13 protein-coding genes are annotated in these 14,560 nt (G+C 70.3%); 7 read left to right on the top strand and 6 right to left on the bottom strand.

Annotated features, from left to right (window positions below):
• Positions 1-33: 33 nt before the first annotated feature.
• Positions 34-987 (bottom strand): 5-dehydro-4-deoxyglucarate dehydratase, encoded by a 954-nt coding sequence (locus AB0I66_RS13615; protein WP_363208006.1) that lies wholly within the window; start codon positions 985-987, stop codon positions 34-36.
• 249 nt (positions 988-1,236) lie between these two features.
• Here AB0I66_RS13615 and AB0I66_RS13620 point away from each other — a divergent pair, with 249 nt between their 5' ends.
• The 7 genes from AB0I66_RS13620 (at position 1,237) to AB0I66_RS13650 (ending at position 8,856) form a co-directional block, all read left to right on the top strand.
• A complete protein-coding gene (locus AB0I66_RS13620) occupies positions 1,237-2,046 on the top strand; it encodes an NAD(P)-dependent oxidoreductase (protein WP_363208007.1) in 810 nt (269 codons plus the stop codon).
• Between the two features lie 417 nt (positions 2,047-2,463).
• Positions 2,464-3,234, top strand: coding sequence for a DeoR/GlpR family DNA-binding transcription regulator (locus AB0I66_RS13625; RefSeq protein WP_363208008.1), 771 nt, complete (start codon positions 2,464-2,466; stop codon positions 3,232-3,234).
• Positions 3,235-3,354: 120 nt separating this feature from the next.
• Positions 3,355-4,728, top strand: coding sequence for a sugar ABC transporter substrate-binding protein (locus AB0I66_RS13630; RefSeq protein ID WP_363208009.1), 1,374 nt, complete (start codon positions 3,355-3,357; stop codon positions 4,726-4,728).
• Positions 4,725-5,678, top strand: coding sequence for a sugar ABC transporter permease (locus AB0I66_RS13635; RefSeq protein WP_363208010.1), 954 nt, complete (start codon positions 4,725-4,727; stop codon positions 5,676-5,678). The genes AB0I66_RS13630 and AB0I66_RS13635 overlap by 4 nt, the downstream gene beginning before the upstream one ends.
• Positions 5,675-6,556, top strand: coding sequence for a carbohydrate ABC transporter permease (locus AB0I66_RS13640; protein WP_363208011.1), 882 nt, complete (start codon positions 5,675-5,677; stop codon positions 6,554-6,556). Before AB0I66_RS13635 ends, AB0I66_RS13640 begins: the two co-directional genes overlap by 4 nt.
• Positions 6,553-7,542 (top strand): zinc-dependent alcohol dehydrogenase family protein, encoded by a 990-nt coding sequence (locus AB0I66_RS13645; RefSeq protein ID WP_363208012.1) that lies wholly within the window; start codon positions 6,553-6,555, stop codon positions 7,540-7,542. The genes AB0I66_RS13640 and AB0I66_RS13645 overlap by 4 nt, the downstream gene beginning before the upstream one ends.
• Before the next feature lie 87 nt (positions 7,543-7,629).
• Positions 7,630-8,856: a TerD family protein gene (locus AB0I66_RS13650; protein WP_363208663.1), complete on the top strand. Its 1,227-nt coding sequence runs from the start codon at positions 7,630-7,632 to the stop codon at positions 8,854-8,856.
• Between the two features lie 153 nt (positions 8,857-9,009).
• On the opposite strand, the gene AB0I66_RS13655 is transcribed toward AB0I66_RS13650, so the two are convergent.
• From AB0I66_RS13655 to AB0I66_RS13675, 5 genes are all read right to left on the bottom strand, one after another.
• Positions 9,010-9,237, bottom strand: a complete 228-nt coding sequence (locus AB0I66_RS13655; protein WP_135329399.1) for a CarD family transcriptional regulator — start codon at positions 9,235-9,237, stop codon at positions 9,010-9,012.
• A gap of 200 nt (positions 9,238-9,437) precedes the next feature.
• Positions 9,438-10,460 carry a 1-aminocyclopropane-1-carboxylate deaminase gene (locus AB0I66_RS13660; RefSeq protein ID WP_363208013.1) on the bottom strand — a complete coding sequence of 341 codons (1,023 nt, stop codon included), beginning with the start codon at positions 10,458-10,460 and terminating at the stop codon, positions 9,438-9,440.
• 25 nt (positions 10,461-10,485) lie between these two features.
• A complete protein-coding gene (locus tag AB0I66_RS13665; protein ID WP_363208014.1) occupies positions 10,486-11,130 on the bottom strand; it encodes a GntR family transcriptional regulator in 645 nt (214 codons plus the stop codon).
• An 18-nt stretch (positions 11,131-11,148) separates the two neighbouring features.
• Positions 11,149-12,759, bottom strand: coding sequence for a TROVE domain-containing protein (locus AB0I66_RS13670; RefSeq protein WP_363208015.1), 1,611 nt, complete (start codon positions 12,757-12,759; stop codon positions 11,149-11,151).
• Positions 12,760-13,019: 260 nt separating this feature from the next.
• A complete protein-coding gene (locus AB0I66_RS13675) occupies positions 13,020-14,459 on the bottom strand; it encodes an alkaline phosphatase PhoX (RefSeq protein WP_363208016.1) in 1,440 nt (479 codons plus the stop codon).
• Positions 14,460-14,560 lie beyond the last annotated feature (101 nt).

Consider the following 14,560-nt stretch of genomic DNA (forward strand, 5'->3'; position numbering starts at 1 on the left):
CTCCTCCGGTCCTCACGCGCTCCTCTCCGGCCCTCACGCGCTCTCCTCCAGCAGCAGGGCGCGCCCGCGCTCGGTCAGCTCGGCGAGGCGCTTGATGTGCTCGTCGGCGGGTTCGTGCAGCGGCGACCGCACCCCGCCGACGTCCAGCCCGGCCAGGCGTACGCCCGCCTTGACGAGGGAGACCGCGTATCCCCTGCCCTCGGCGCGCAGCTCCACGAAGGGGCGGTAGAAGCCGTCGATGAGGCGGTTCACGGTGGCGTCGCCCTCGGCGGTCCGGGCGTTGAAGGCCCGGTGGAAGGCGAGCGCGATGTCGGGCGCGAAGCAGAAGACGGCCGACGAGTAGAGCGACACGCCGATGCCTCGGTAGGCGAGCCCGGTCAGCTCGGCGGTGGGCAGGCCGTTGAAGTAGAGGAACTCCTCCGGGACTTCCGTGCGTACGGCGCTGACGATGCGCTGCATCAGGTCCATGTCGCCGAGGCCGTCCTTGAACCCGATGATGCCCTCGGTGCGGGCGAGCCCGACCACGGTCTCCGGGGTGAACACGGCGTTGTCGCGCTGGTAGACGATGACTTCGAGGGAGGTGGCCGCGGCCAGTTCGGCGTAGTGCCGAAGCAGGCCCTCCTGCCCGGCCACGACGAGGTAGGGAGGCATCGCGAGCAGCCCGTCGGCACCCGCGTCCTCGGCGAGCCGCGCGTACCTGACGGCGAGCGCGGTGCCGTAGCCCGCGCCCGCGACCACCGGCACGCGGCCCGCCGTCTCCTCGACGGCGGCGGCGACGCACGCCCGGAACTCCTCGGGCGTCAGGGCGTGGAACTCGCCCGTGCCGCAGCACGCGAACACGGCCGCCGCACCTGCCTCGACGCCCGCGCGCACGTGCGCGCGGAAGACGTCGAGGTCGACGGAGCCGTCCGGCGCGTAGGCGGTGACCGGGAAGAACAGCGGCCCGCTGGGGATGTCGAGTCGAGCGGCGAGGGGTGCTGACGTCACGGGCTCTCCCTTAGCGTGCACGTTGTGCGATCCACGTTTCTGATTCACGTCCATATTTCTGAACAGCTCCACGCTAAGGCGCCCGCCGAGCCCCGGTCAAGCGTCAAGGTCGCCAAGAGAACCGCGATTTGAGAGCGATTCGAGAGCGGATGACCCGCCTCCGTACGACACTTGACGCGGCGAGCCGTCGATCTTTAGCGTGTCCACAGATGTGAATGCTGTACGTACACATACACAGGAGACCTCCTCATGCCCGCTCCCCGCACCGTCCTGCTCACCGGCGCCGCAGGCGGCCTCGGCACCCTGATGCGGGGGCTGCTCCCGGCCCACGGCCACGACCTGCGGCTGTTCGACGTGCGGCCCGTCGAGGGCGAGCCGGACGCGATCACGGCGGACCTCGCCGACAAGAAGGCGCTGCGGGAGGCCGTGCGGGGTGTCGACGCGGTCATCCATCTCGCGGGCATCTCCCTGGAGTCCTCCTTCGACAAGATCCTGCGGGCGAACATCGAGGGGACGTACAACCTCTACGAGGCGGCGCGCGAGGAGGGCGTCCGCCGGATCGTCTTCGCCTCGTCGAACCACGCGGTGGGGTTCACGCCGCGGCCCGTCGGCGACGATCCGCTGATCGCGGTGGACACGCCGCGCCGCCCCGACACGTTCTACGGCCTGTCGAAGTCCTTCGGCGAGGATCTCGCCCAGTTCTACTGGGACAAGCACGGCATGGAGACCGTCTCGGTGCGGATCGGCTCGTGCTTCCCGGAGCCGACGAGCGTGCGGATGCTGTCGGTCTGGATGAGCCCCGGGGACGGCGCCCGGCTCTTCGACGCGGCGCTGACCGCTCCCGCGGTGGGGCACACGGTGGTGTACGGCTCGTCCGCCAACACGCGGTTGTGGTGGGACCTTTCGTCGGCGCGTGCGCTGGGCTACTCGCCGGAGGACGACTCCGAGCGGTACGCGGCGAAGCTGGTCGCGGAGCAGGGAGAACTGGACCCCGCGAACCCGGACCACGCGAACCTGGGGGGCCACTTCTGCACGAACCCGCCGGTGTGGCCGTACTGAAGGATTTAGTCCCCAACCCCACCCCTTCCCGAAAACCCGCTGCGCGGGGGCGTCCTCAAACGCCGGACGGCTGAAAGACATGTCCGGACCGGCGTGAGATCTCAGCCCGTCCGGCGTTTGAGGACGAACTCGGCGGAGCCGGTGATGAGGTCCGCCAAGGCCCCCGCGCCAGAGCGGGTTTTCGGGAAGGGGCGGGGTTGGGGAAGAAAGGCCTTGAACCCCCAAGCGGGCAGCGAACGGGCACCCCCGCCCCCCGAACGGGCACCCCTCAAGCCCGAAGCAGAGGCCAGAGCGCCGCCAAGCGGGCAGAGACGGGCACCATCACCCCCGCTCCGAGCCTGTTCACACACCCCGCCCCGCTGTAGAACTTTCCCCCAGGGCCCGAACGGGCACGGCGAGGGAAGGGAGGCGGTGGCCATGACCGCGGAAGAGCGCCAGCGAAAAATCGTCCGGGCCGCGAGGACCTCCGGCTCCGTGGACGTCACCGCCCTCGCCACCGAACTGGGCGTCGCCAAGGAGACCGTCCGCCGTGACCTCCGCGCCCTGGAGGACCACGGCCTGGTCCGCCGCACCCACGGCGGCGCCTACCCCGTGGAGAGCGCCGGTTTCGAGACGACCCTCGCCTTCCGCACGACCATGCACGTCCCGGAGAAGCGCAGGATCGCCACCGCCGCCGCCGACCTCCTCGGCGACGCCGAAACCGTCTTCGTGGACGAGGGCTTCACCCCGCAGCTCATCGCCGAGGCTCTCCCCGAGGCCGCCAAGGGCCGCCCGCTGACCGTGGTCACCGCCTCCCTGGCCACCGCCGGCGCCCTCGCCGAGGCCGACAACATGTCCGTGCTGCTCCTCGGCGGCCGCGTCCGCCCCGGCACCCTCGCGACCGTCGACCACTGGACGACGCGCATGCTGGCCGGGTTCGTGCTCGACCTCGCCTACATCGGGGCGAACGGCATCTCCCGTGAGCACGGCTTGACCACGCCCGACCCCGCGGTCAGCGAGGTCAAGACGCAGGCCATCCGCGCGTCACGGCGCACCGTGTTCGCGGGCGTGCACACCAAGTTCGGGGCGACGAGCTTCTGCCGGTTCGGGCACGTCGGCGAGCTGGAGGCGATCGTCACGAGCACGCAGTTGCCCGCCTCCGAGGCACACCGCTACTCGCTCCAGGGGCCCCAAGTCATCCGCGTCTGACACCCCCGCTCGCTCTCCCCCATTGACCCGCCCCACTCACCTCCCGCACCTTTCGTGATCCCGCACGCCCTCACCCACCCCGACCCACCCCCATAAGTCCCCATAAGTCCAGGAGCATTCATGCGAACCCAGAGCCGACGGAGGTCGCGCGCACTCGCCGCGGCAGCCGCAGGGACGCTGCTTGCCCCGCTGCTGTCCGGCTGCTGGGCCGGGGCGGGCGGGACCGGTTCAGGCGGCGACTCCATCAACGTACTGATGGTGAACAACCCGCAGATGGTCGAACTGCAGAAGCTCACCGCCGCCCACTTCACCAAGGAAACGGGCATCAAGGTGAACTTCACGGTCCTGCCCGAGAACGACGTCCGCGACAAGATCAGCCAGGACTTCGCCAACCAGGCGGGCCAGTACGACGTCGCCACGCTCAGCAACTACGAGATCCCGATCTACGCCAAGAACGACTGGCTGCACGAACTCGGCTCGTACACGCGCAAGGACACGGCGTACGACGAGAAGGACGTACTGCCGTCGATGCGCCAGTCCCTCACCGGGGACGACGGCAAGCTCTACGGACAGCCCTTCTACGGGGAGTCGTCCTTCCTGATGTACCGCAAGGACGTCTTCGAGAAGGCCGGTCTCACCATGCCGAAGAAGCCCACCTGGCAGCAGGTGGCGAAGCTCGCGGGCGACGTAGAGGGCGCCGGCGTCGAGTCCGGGATGAAGGGCATCTGTCTGCGCGGGCTCCCGGGCTGGGGCGAGCTGATCGCGCCCCTGACGACGGTGGTGAACACCTTCGGAGGGACGTGGTTCGACAAGGGGTGGAAGGCGCGCCTCGACTCCCCCGAGTTCAAGAAGGCGACACAGTTCTACGTGGACCTCGTCCGCGAGCACGGCGAGTCCGGGGCCGCCCAGTCCGGCTACGCCGAGTGCCTGAACAATCTCACCCAGGGCAAGACCGCCATGTGGTACGACGCCACGGCCGCCGCCGGGTCGCTGGAATCCGCCAAGTCCCCGGTCAAGGGCAAAATCGGCTACGTACCGGCGCCCGTCGAGAAGACCGAGAGCTCCGGGTGGCTCTACACCTGGGCCTGGGGCCTGCAGAAGGCGTCGCGCAACCCGGACAAGGCCTGGAAGTTCGTCTCCTGGGCGTCCAGCAAGGAGTACGAGGAACTGGTCGGCGAGGAGATCGGCTGGTCCAACGTCCCCGCGGGCAAGCGCGCCTCCACGTACGACAACCCCGAGTACCGCGAGGAAGCCGCCGCCTTCCAGGACGTCACCCGTGCCGCCATCGAGGGCGCGAAACCGCGTGACCCGGGCGTACAGCCCCGGCCCGCGCCCGGCATCCAGTTCGTCGGCATCCCCGAGTTCACCGACCTCGGCACGAAGGTCTCCCAGGAGATCAGCGCGGCCATCGCCGGACGCCAGTCCGTCGAATCGGCCCTCAAGAAGTCACAGAAGCTCGCCGAGAAGATCGCCGAGGAGTACGAGGGACGATGACCGCCACCGCGAGTACCCCCGCCGTCGCGCCCACGAAGGCGCGCGTGTCCCCGCCCAGGAAGCCGGGAGGCAGGCTGCGCGCCTGGGCCACCAGGGCTCCGCTGCTGCCCGCCCTGATCTTCATGGTCGTGGTGACCCAGCTGCCGTTCGTGGCCACGCTGGTGATCTCCTTCTTCGACTGGAACGCGCTCTACCCCGACGCCCGCAGCTTCGCCGGGCTCGACAACTACTCCGAGGTCCTCACCGACCCGGACCTGCGCAAGTCCGTCCTGACGACCATCGTGCTCACGGCCACCGTGGTGCTCGCGAGCCTCGTCATCGGCCTCGGTCTCGCCCTGCTCCTCGACCGGAAGTTCCGGGGGCGCGGTCTGGTGCGTACGTTGCTCATCGCGCCGTTCCTGCTTGTGCCGGTGGCCGCCGCGCTGCTGTGGAAGCACGTGCTCTACAACCCCGAGTACGGCCTCTTCAACGGCCTGCTGCACTGGGTGGGCGGTGACGGCGCGGCGCAGCCCGACTGGGTGTCCAACACCCCGCTGATCGCCATCGAGGCCTCCCTGATCTGGCAGTGGACGCCGTTCATGATGCTGATCCTGCTCGCGGGCCTGCAGAGCCGCGACAGCGAGCTCATCGAGGCGGCCCGGATGGACGGCGCGGGCAACTGGCAGGTGTTCCGGTATCTGACGCTGCCGCATCTGCGGCGCTATCTGGAGCTGGGGGCGCTGCTCGGCTCGATCTACATCGTGCAGAACTTCGACGCCGTCTTCACGATCACCTCGGGCGGTCTGGGCACGGCCAACCTGCCCTACACCGTCTACCAGAGCTTCTACCAGGCCCACGAGAACGGCCTGGCGTCCGCCGCCGGTGTCCTCGTCGTCATCGGTTCCATCATCATCGCGACCTTCGCGCTGCGGGTCGTCTCGTCCCTGTTCCGTGAGGCGTCCCGCGCATGAGCACCGTCGCGACGCAGACACGTCCCCCAGCACAGTCACAGCCCGGCGGCCGGTTCCGTGTCCGGGGCTCCGCGGGCCTCGGCCTCGCCGCCTGGCTGGCCGGCATCCTGTTCTTCCTGCCCATCGCCTGGATGACGCTGACCTCCTTCCACTCGGAGGAGGACGCGGCGACCAATCCGCCCTCGGTCGCCGCCTCCCTCACCCTGGACGGCTACCGCGAGTTCTTCGGCGCGGGCGGCGGCGCGAGCCCCTGGCCCGCGCTCATCAACTCGACGGTCGCTTCGGTGGCCTCGACCCTGCTCGTGCTGATCCTGGCGCTGCCCGCCGCGTACGCCCTGTCCATCAGGCCGGTGAAGAAGTGGACGGACGTCCTGTTCTTCTTCCTGTCGACGAAGATGCTGCCGGTCGTGGCCGGTCTGCTTCCGATCTATCTCTTCGCCAAGAACGCCGAGATGCTCGACAACATCTGGCTCCTCGTCATCCTCTACACGTCGATGAACCTGCCGATCGCGGTGTGGATGATGCAGTCCTTCCTCGCCGAGGTGCCGGTCGCGATCATCGAGGCCGCGCAGATCGACGGGGCGCGGCTGCCCACCATCCTCACGCGCGTGGTGGCCCCCATCGCGCTGCCGGGCATCGCGGCGACCTCCCTGATCTGCTTCATCTTCAGCTGGAACGAACTGCTCTTCGCGCGGGTCCTGACGGGCGTCGTCGCCCAGACCGCACCCGTGTTCCTGACCGGCTTCATCACCAGCCAGGGCCTGTTCCTGGCGAAGGTGTGCGCCGCGTCGCTCGTGATCTCCCTGCCGGTGCTCGCCGCGGGGTTCGCCGCCCAGGACAAGCTGGTCCAGGGCCTGTCGTTGGGAGCCGTCAAGTGAAGGCCGCCATCATCGAGTCCGTCGGCAAGGCCGTCGTCGGCGAGGTGCCCGACCCCACCCCGGGGCCGCGCGAGGTCGTCGTCGAGGTCGCCGCGTGCGGTCTGTGCGGAACCGATCTGCACATCCTGCAGGGCGAGTTCGCGCCCACGCTGCCGGTGGTGCCGGGGCACGAGTTCGCCGGGGAGGTGGTGGGGCTCGGCCGGGAGGTCACGGAGCTCGCGGTCGGCGACCGGGTCGCCGTCGATCCGTCGCTGTACTGCCACGAGTGCCGCTACTGCCGGACCGGCCACAACAACCTCTGCGAGCGCTGGGCCGCGATCGGCGTCACCACGGCGGGCGGCGCGGCCCAGTACGCGGTCGCGCCCGTCGCCAACTGCGTGCGGCTCCCCGAGCACGTACGCACCCAGGACGCGGCCCTCATCGAGCCGCTGTCCTGCGCGGTGCGCGGCTACGACGTGCTGCGTGCCCGGCTCGGCGCCCACGTCCTGATCTACGGCTCCGGGACGATGGGCCTGATGATGCTGGAGCTCGCCAAGCGGACGGGGGCGGCGAGCGTGGACATCGTGGACCTCAACCCGGACCGCCTCGCCACGGCCCGGCAGTTGGGTGTCTCGGGGTCGGCCGCGGGCGCCGACGAACTTGACCGGCCGCAGGGCTGGGACATCGTGGTCGACGCCACGGGCAACGCGAACGCGATCCAGGACGGCATCGGACGTGTCGCGAAGGCCGGGACATTCCTGCAGTTCGGGGTCGCCGATTACGCGACACGGGTCAGCATCGACCCGTACCGCATCTACAACCAGGAAATCACCATCACCGGGTCGATGGCGGTCCTGCACAGCTATGAGCGGGCGGCGGAGCTGTTCGCCGGGGGTGTTCTCGACCCGGACGTCTTCATCAGCGACAGGCTGCCCCTGGACACCTATCCCCAGGCGCTGGAGCGGTTCGCCTCGGGTCTGGGCCGGAAGATCGTGGTGGTCCCCTAGGAAGGGCCGCCGGGGGGCGGAGAGAGAAACTTCCGCGGGTAAGGGAACGGCAAAGCCGGGACGTTCGTTACCCCGGACATGACCGCTATGACACCCGGCTCGAACATCCCTCTCTCCGCCACCCGCGTGGCGGTTGACGTCGCCGCTCCGGTGCGGCTCGACGTGTCGGGCCTGCTGCTCACCGCCGACGGCAAGGTGCGCTCCGACGACGACTTCATCTTCTTCAACCAGCCCTCGGGCCCCGGTGTGACCTACCAGTCGGGCGGCGGCACCACGCCCGACAAGATCACGGTGGACACCAGCGCCGTGCCCGCAGGCATCGAGAAGATCGTCGTCACCGCGAGTCCGGACGCGGCGGGCCAGTCCTTCCAGGGCATCGAGCCCACCGCCACCATCCGCAACGCGGACGACGGAACCGTCCTCGCCTCGTTCACGCCTCCGCAGCTCGGCGGCGAGACCGCCCTGGTGATCGTCGAGGTCTATCTGCGCAACGGCGCGTGGAAGGCGCGCGCCGTCGGCCAGGGGTACTCGAACGGCCTGGCGGGCATCGCGACGGACTTCGGTGTCTCGGTCGAGGAGCCCGCCGCCCCGGCCGCCCCGGCACCCGCCGCGCCGATGGCGCCCCCGTCCGGCGCCCCCGTCCAGGGCCCGCCCCCGCCGGTCGCGGACCCCCGCCTCGCCGCGCCCGCCGCCCCCGCCGCTCCCCCGGCGCCCGCGGCCCCCGCGCCCGGCGCCGGGAAGATCAACCTGGACAAGGGCCGGGTCAGCCTCCAGAAGAACCAGACCGTGTCCCTGGTCAAGGGCGGCAAGCCGCTCCTCTCGCAGGTCAAGATGGGCCTCGGCTGGGAGCCCGCGTACGGCGGCAAGGACATCGACCTGGACGCCTCCGTCATCGCGTACGGCCCGCAGCGCAACCACGTGGACAGCTGCTACTTCGGCAAGCTGTCGATCGTGAACGGCGCGATCAAGCACTCCGGCGACAACCTCACGGGCGAGGGCGGCGGTGACGACGAGGTGATCGTCGTGGACCTGGGCCGGCTGCCGCAGGACGTGACGGGTCTCGTCTTCACGGTGAACTCGTTCTCGGGCCAGAAGTTCACGCAGGTCGCCAAGGCGTACTGCCGCCTGCTCGACGCGGCGACGGGCGAGGAGCTGGTCCGCTTCGACCTCACGAACGCGGAGGCGCAGACGGGTGTGATGATGGCGAAGCTGATCAAGCAGTTCACCGGTGAGTGGGAAATGACCGCCATGGGTGACTTCGTCAAGTCACGCACCGTGCGCGGAATGGTGAAGCCGGCGGCGCAGGCGCTGTAGCCGCCGCGCGTCCTGGGACGGCCGTGAGGGGCCGTCGCGGGACGCGTCAGGCCGCTGAAGGCAAGCGCAGGGGCGGCCGGCGGGAAGGGATGAACCTTCCCCGTCGGCCGCCCCTTGTCGTACATGGGGACGCGCGCGCAGGCGTACGTCAGATCAGAGCTTGGCCAGCTTGGGATAGGGGCTCAGGAACCTTCCCTGGCGGCCTGCGAAGTCGATGACCACTGCTTCCTCGCCTTCCACTCCGACGATCCGTCCGAGTCCGTACTGATCGTGGGAGACCCGGTCGCCCACGGCGAACTGCTCGATGGGCGGGGCGGGGGGCGGCGGAACGTTGAAAGGGCTGTTCGGCAGGTGGCGTCGGGTACCGGGGGGCCTCGTCATGTTCTGAGTATGCGCCCTCCGGACCCCGGCGCACCATGCTCCGAGCTCACACGGTCCTCACATCGGCATCAAACCGACACACAACTGCACGTTCCTCGTAGCGGTACGTAGTTGTTCCGTGGCACCACGCGCACGACGCGCACATACGTGCCCCACGGACCTCGGCCGGGCCCTTGATCCACCGGAGGGGACAGGGGGGATCAGAACAGGGCACTGTAGGCATTCAGGGCGGGCTGCCCGCCGAGGTGGGCGTACAGGACGGTCGCGTCGCGCGCGATCTCTCCCCTGTCCACCAGGTCGATCATCCCGGCCATCGACTTCCCCTCGTAGACCGGGTCGGTCACCATGCCCTCCGTGCGGGCAGCCAGCCGCATCGCGTCGAGGGTGGCCTCGTCGGGGACTCCGTAGGTGCCCGCGTGATAGCGCGCGTCCAGCTCGATGTCGGCGTCCTTGACCTCTGCCTGTACGCCGATGAGTTCGGCGGTCCCGCGGGTGATCCTGGCGATCTGCTCGCGGGTGCGGACGGGATCGGCGGAGGCGTCGATGCCGAGGACGCGCCGGGGGCGCGCGCCCTCCTCGGCGAGCGCGGCGAAACCGGCGACCATGCCCGCCTGCGTGGACCCGGTCACCGAGCAGACCACGACGGTGTCGAAGAACACCCCCAACTCCTCCTCCTGCTCGGCCACTTCGTACGCCCAGCGCGCGAACCCCAGGCCGCCGAGCCGGTGCTCGGAGCAGCCCGCCGGAATCGCGTACGGCTTGCCGCCCGCCTCCTCGACCTCGCGCACCGCCTGTTCCCAGCTCTCCTTGATGCCGATGCCGAACCCGGCGCGCACGAGGCGCACGTCGGCGCCCGCGAGCCTGCTGACGAGGATGTTGCCGACCTTGTCGTAGACGGAATCGGGCCAGTCGACCCAGCTCTCCTGGATCAGCACGCACTTGAGTCCGGCGCGGGCGGCGACGGCCGCGACCTGGCGGGTGTGGTTGGACTGGACGCCGCCGATCGACACGAGGGTGTCGCAGCCCTGCGCGAGCGCGTCGGCCACCAGGAACTCCAGTTTGCGGGTCTTGTTGCCGCCGTAGGCGATCCCGGAGTTGCAGTCCTCGCGCTTGGCCCAGAGCGCGGCGCCGCCGAGGTGGTGGGTGAGACGGTCCAGGGGGTGGACGGGCGAGGGGCCGAAGAGGAGGGGGTAGCGGGAGTACGAGTCGAGAGGTGTGGACACGTGGGCCTCCGGCCGGTTCAGGGCTTCAGGGGTGGGCGAGTTCTTCCAGGACGCGCCAGATCTCCGTGGTGACGGCCGCCGCGGCCTCCGGGGCGCCGTCCGCGCACGCGTCGATGAGACGCTCGTGCAGTGCGGCTGAGCCGCAGGCCACGCCCTCGCCGAAGCGCTGCCTCTCCAGGCGGCGGATGAGGGGGGTGTAGCGGGCGATGGTGGCCGCGGCGGCGCCGTTGCCGCAGGCCTCGACGAGGACGCCGTGCACCTCGTCGTCGGCCCGCAGCGCACCCTCCACGTCGCCGGACGCCACGGCCGCCGCGAACCGCCGGTTGGCCTCCCGCATCGCGTGCAGGTGCGCGGGCTCCAGGCGGGGCACGGCGCTGCGGGCGGCGAGTTCGTGCATGGCGCGGACGACGGCGGCCGCGTCCCGTACGTCGGCCGCGTCCAGCGGCGTCACACGGGTGTGGCTCTGCGGTTTCGTCTCCAGGAGCCCTTCGTCGACGAGCCGCGAGAACGCCTCACGGACGGGCGCGCGCGACAGGCCGAGCGACGCGGCGAGATCGGCGTCCCGCACGACACTGCCCGGCGCGATGTCCCCACCGACGATCGCGTCACGGATCGACACGTACGCCTGATCCCTGAGGAGGGTCCGACGCACCGGTTGCATGGCTCCCATGCACTGAAATGTTAGATGTCAACTCGCCGTACGGGCAATGCCCTTGGGCGCACGCATCCACGGCCAGTCGCTCGAGGCGCCCGTCTCGAGCAACTGCACCAGCCGGAAAGCCGCGTCCGAGAGCCCGCCGAACACATGGCGGTTGCCCGTGCCCGACGCGCCGTGACCCACCTGGTGGCCCGCGAGGTTCCAGGTGTAGACCGGGACGTGCGCCGGGACCTGCTCGGTCGGGTCGCCGTGGTAGTTGTACGTCGCCTGCTCGTCGGTGACGATCAGGACCCGGTCGTGCTTCTTGTAGAAGCGGCGCACCGCCTCGGTGGTGTTCGTGCCGCCGAGGCTGCCGAAGCGCTCGAGCACCTTCAGGACGGACTCGCCCCTGCCGTACGACACCCGTGCGCTGGTCGTGCCGAACTCGACCAGATCCGCCTCGGCCGCCCGCATCGCGAGCGCCGTGCCGAAGACCGCCGCGGCGTCCGCGCGATTGAGCTGCGAGCGGTCCGAGAGCGGCGACCACATCGAGCCCGAGCGGTCGACGAGGATGAGCGAACGTCCGGGCAGCGAGGGCACGTTGGCCAGCGAGTGGCCGAGTGCCTGCTCCAGCGGGTACGCCCAGCGCAGCGACGGCGCGTGCTGGTACGCGGCGAGATAGCGGAAGGGGAACTGCCGCGACCTGGCGACCTGAGCCGGGTCCGCGATCTTCGCCGCGACGACGGCCGCCACCTCGTCCGAGACACCTGCCTCGTCGAAGTTGCGGAGGTTGCGCACCAGCGCCATCGCGCCCATGGACGGGATGACCGCCTCCCAGGCCGCCTTGTCCATCGGCCCCTGCAGCCAGCCCGCGAGCGCCTCCCAGGTCATGCCCGCCGCGGCGAGCCGCTCGGCCCCGCCCGCCCCGGTGAGCACCGCGCGCCGCTCGGCGACCGGCACGGCCATCAGCGCACGGTGCGCGGCCAGGACGCGGGCGGACTCGGGCGGCACGGCGGTCTCGGGGTGGTGGCGACGGTCGAGCGCGTACTGGAAGAGGGCGCCCTGCCACGGCTTGTCCGCGTCGGGCGCGGCGTGCACGAGGTTGAGGATGTCGCCGAAGCGGTATCCCTTGGACGCCGTGTCGTACTTCAGCAGCGCCTTCTCGCCGTACAGGCGGGCCACCGCGTCGGCGATGCCACGCTTGACGGGCTTGGGGACGTTGCGGCCGTACGTCGCCGTCCAGTACCCGAGCAGCTCGCCGGGCTCGTCCGGGCGGCGCAGCACGGAGCCGACGACCCGGCGGTTGGCGGGGCCTTCGGTGACACCCGCGTCGAGGCGCGCCTTGACGTACTCGGCGGCGCCGACGAGCGAGGCCGTGCGCATGTTGCCGTCGCCCCGCAGCCAGCCGAGCAGACCCGCGGTCCACTCCGGGTCCTCGACGGCGAGGCGCCGGACGAGCGCGGAGAAGCGGTCGTCGCGGTCGCCCCCGTCCTCGTAAAAGGTCCGCTGGGTCACGAAATGTGCCACCGCGAGCAGAAAGAGCTCGGAGCGCGGGTCACGCAGGTGACCTCGACCGCCCTCGTGGGTCGGCGCGATGCGCCCGGTCGACTTCACGGCGGAAGTGACGAGCGCCTTCGCGGCCTTGGTGTTGAAGCGTGCCATGTGAATTCCCCCGAATTCGCTTTACTGGGGAAGACGGCACGGCACGTCCGGGTGTCCAGAGATCCCATTCGGCTGAACTGACGATGGTGCTCTAACCCCTGAGCTACTCCGGCCTGTTGGTGCCGGAGACGGGACTCGAACCCGTCCGCTCCCCATTATGAGTGGAAGTAAGTCCTGCCTTCGCACCTGGACGAGTCTCACTTTAGGAGAGTGAACTCAGGGGACGCCAATGCTTTTTCGGCGTGGCAGGTGGCCCGCGGTCAGCCGCGCCGACGCCGCCACGGGCCCGTAATGGCCAGCAGGATGCCGGGGGTCTGAATGCTCGCGTAGAGGGTTTTTCCGTCCGGGGAGAACGTGACGCCGGTGAATTCGCTGTAGGAGGGCTTTTCGGGGGTTCCCGCGTTGAGTTCATTGCGTGCGATCGGGTAGGTGCGGCCGCGCTCGGTCGCCCCGAAGAGGTGCTGGACGCCGTCGCCGTCCTCGGCGATGACGAGGCCGCCGTACGGGGAGACGGTGATGTTGTCCGGCCCGTCGAAGGCGCCGTCCTTGGCAGGGTCGGGATTGACGCCGAGGAGGACCTTCAGGGTGAGGGTGCGGCGCGAGGGGTGGTAGAACCACACCTGCCCGTCGTGCGCCACGGGGCTCTCGTCACGGGCGAACGAGGCCACGATGTAGACGCCGCCGTCACCCCACCACATGCCTTCGAGCTTGCGGGCGCGCGTGATGTCGCCGTCGTCGAACTGCTCGCGCACCGGGACCGTACGGGCGTCGCGGTCGGGGACCTCCACCCAGTCCACGCCGTACACGGTGCCGATCCTGGTGGCGCGGGACAGGTCGTCCACGAAGCGGCCGCCGGAGTCGAAGCACTTGGGCGCCTTCAGGACGCCCGCGTCGTCGGCGAGCTTGCGCAGCTTGCCGCGGCCGTGCTCGAAGCCCTGCGGCGGGGTCCAGCGGTAGAGCAGGCCGTTGGGGCCCGACGCGTCCTCGGTGAGGTAGAGGTGGCCGCGTCTGGGGTCGACGACGACGGCCTCGTGGGCGTAGCGGCCGAGGGCCTTGATCGGCTTGGGGGCGCGGTTGGCACGCCGGTCGTAGGGGTCGACCTCGAAGACGTAGCCGTGGTCCTTGGTCATGCCGTTCTGGCCGGCCCGGTCCTCGGTCTCCTCGCAGGTAAGCCAGGTGCCCCAGGGAGTGCTGCCGCCCGCGCAGTTGGTGGCGGTGCCCGCGATGCCGACCCATTCGGCGACGTGTCCGCCGCGGCGGACCTCGACGACGGTGCAGCCGCCGGCCGCGGCCGGGTCGTAGACGAGGCCCTCGGTCAGCGGGACCGGGTGCGCCCACTTGGAGCGGGGTCCGCCGAGCTCGTGGTTGTTGACGAGCAGCGTGACGCCGCGCGGGCCCTCGAAGGTGGCCGTGCCGTCGTGGTTGGACGGCGTGAACTCGCCGGTCTCCAGCTTCGTCTTCCCGCTGTGCGTGAGGACGCGGTACGAGAATCCGGCGGGCAGCGCGAGCAGGCCCTTCGGGTCGGGGACGAGGGGGCCGTAGCCGGGGTCGCGGCCCAGCCGGTCGGCCCCGCCCTCCGTCGTCTCCTCGGCGGCGAGCGCGCCCGGTGCGGTGGCGAGCGCGCCGACGCTGCCGGTCAGCGCGACCCCCGCTCCGGTGATCGCGGAGCGTCTGGCGAAGTCCCTGCGGGTGAGCGACATGATGTCTCCTGGGGCGGGTTCCGGCCGGGCTGCTGTCGGCGTCACGTTCCCGCTCACGTATAAACGGCGGTTGAACGCCGTCCGACGTCAAGGGGCTTCCT

It is taken from the genome of Streptomyces sp. NPDC050439, from assembly GCF_040655335.1.
In the GTDB taxonomy this organism is placed as follows: domain Bacteria; phylum Actinomycetota; class Actinomycetes; order Streptomycetales; family Streptomycetaceae; genus Streptomyces.